This is a genomic window from Alicyclobacillus hesperidum (genome assembly GCF_900107035.1).
Lineage (GTDB): Bacteria > Bacillota > Bacilli > Alicyclobacillales > Alicyclobacillaceae > Alicyclobacillus > Alicyclobacillus hesperidum.
In genome coordinates this window covers 1-1,742 of sequence record NZ_FNOJ01000046.1, presented here as the reverse complement: position 1 = coordinate 1,742, position 1,742 = coordinate 1, and the positions used below count along the sequence as shown (strand labels likewise).

Genomic DNA, 1,742 nt, shown 5'->3' with positions numbered 1-1,742 from the left:
GAGGGACGGGGTGGCACGTCTACATGATGTCACCCAGTGCTTCCACTGAATTTACACCAATTGTACGGACTCAACTCTTTCGTGAAGAGTGCAAAAATCTTTGCTGTAATGATAGTATCTTCGATGCTTATGACAGGATGTGGAGCGTCGAACGGACTACAACCTGATTCGACAAGTCAGTCGAATGGTATGTCGATGTCCAATATAAACATGCCGGGTATGAACATGACTTCATCTTCGGATGCATACCTCCTTTCTAAGGCATTTGTCGATGAATACTCTGGGTTTGATAGAATTCAAGCTGATATTTCGAAGGGCGACTATAATGATGCGTTAAACATTGCCAATTCCCTTCACGATGAATTTCACGTTGCCATTCTCCCTCCCTTAAGGGATAAAAAGGGTGATACGTTTGCGGAAGCAGTTCATAGTAAGTACGATGCATTGCAAGATGCGATCCAGAGCCATGACAAATCAAAAATTCTTATTTTATTAACAATTAACCGTTCAAATTTAAAAATGGTTGCTAAAATTCTCGGTGTAAAATACACATAATTCTCCAGTATGCTCAATATAACTTCTATGTAGAACGACAGAGTTCATTAGCTTAAGGAGTGGTGACATGACAAGAAGAAAGTGGTGGTATGTGCTTCCTGTGGTCATTCTAATTCTTGTTGCTCTTATTGGCCTTGGGATTCAAATCTACCACAATCTCTATGTACCTGTTCCTAAGCAGGACACGATATTGGTAGGTACACACCAGGATCCAGACACATTCAACATTACTGATTCCGGGACTAATTTTAAAGTGTCGGATCATCTAATCGTAGACATAGAATACAAACCACAGTCGTCGAGAAGTCTTCCATCTTCTTCACTGAGCAAATGCATTGTAGTTGATAAGACTACAGGGAAAACTGTTCAGACAACGGAGTGGGTTGATACTAGCATTATGACGGGTAAATATTTTGACCTTAATAACCAAGGGTGGAAACCAGGTCTTTATGAAATAAAACTGTACCGATTCGGAAAATTAGACACATCATTGACTATCACGTTGCATTGAACGGCGGTGCTGATATCCGGGTGGATTTCTTTAATCCTGGATGCTGAACCGTTCATCTGTTATATTAGCGAACATAGGAGTGAAGCAAGTAACCAAACCCGCGTACAGTCAGCAAGTACTTAGGTTTTTTGGATAAGGTTCCAATTTACTCCTTATTCTGTTTATATACACATGTACGTGCTTAATCTGTATCATGTCAGCTTGCCCCCACGCATACTCGATGATCTTCGGAGTTGACACTGGGCGTTCTAAGCTTTCGGACAGGCAGCGGAGGATTAGAAACTCCGTTAGAGATAATGAGATTGGAAATCCATTTTTGACTAATAGAAATCGGTTTACGTCCAGGTAAAAATCCTCATCCAAATATACCATGCTGCCCACCCAGCCCTTGTAGCTTTATGTCCACGGGATTTCAGCAGTTTTCTCGAATTTTTTCTCATCTTCGCTTTACTTTTGCGGGACAAAACCCTTCACAAATTGGTCTGGGAATTGAATAATCTGTTCTTTCTGCAGGTACTTCTGGCATACCTCTCTTCCTCTTGTCTTCAAGGTCTCAACGTGAGCGTCAAATAGCACACACTCTTGAGCCAAGAGAAAAACTCTGTCCAACTCGCTTCTGACTCGCTGTCGCCAAGCATCACGCCAAGGATTTCACGATACCCCTCTTCGTTCACGC

General features: G+C 41.9%; 3 protein-coding genes and 1 pseudogene. 2 read left to right on the top strand and 2 right to left on the bottom strand.

Translation table 11 applies throughout. From position 1 onward, the window contains the following. Positions 1 to 81: 81 nt before the first annotated feature. Together BLU70_RS14180 and BLU70_RS14175 are read left to right on the top strand one after the other, a co-directional pair. On the top strand, positions 82 to 555 hold the full coding sequence (locus BLU70_RS14180; protein WP_143027562.1) for a hypothetical protein: 474 nt from the start codon (positions 82 to 84) through the stop codon (positions 553 to 555). A 67-nt stretch (positions 556 to 622) separates the two neighbouring features. Further along, positions 623 to 1,066 (top strand): hypothetical protein, encoded by a 444-nt coding sequence (locus BLU70_RS14175; RefSeq protein ID WP_074694003.1) that lies wholly within the window; start codon positions 623 to 625, stop codon positions 1,064 to 1,066. Between the two features lie 108 nt (positions 1,067 to 1,174). On the opposite strand, the gene BLU70_RS15050 is transcribed toward BLU70_RS14175, so the two are convergent. Continuing rightward, on the bottom strand, positions 1,175 to 1,438 hold the full coding sequence (locus tag BLU70_RS15050) for a winged helix-turn-helix domain-containing protein (RefSeq protein ID WP_074694002.1): 264 nt from the start codon (positions 1,436 to 1,438) through the stop codon (positions 1,175 to 1,177). Positions 1,439 to 1,644: 206 nt separating this feature from the next. Next, a pseudogene (locus BLU70_RS14505) lies at positions 1,645 to 1,742 on the bottom strand (transposase); the annotation flags it as partial.

Coding starts and splice junctions, on each gene's coding strand:
- BLU70_RS14175 (WP_074694003.1), top strand. CDS start 623: ATGACAAGAAGAAAGTGGTGGTATGTGCTTCCTGTGGTCATTCTAATT.
- BLU70_RS15050 (WP_074694002.1), bottom strand. CDS start 1,438: ATGGTATATTTGGATGAGGATTTTTACCTGGACGTAAACCGATTTCTA.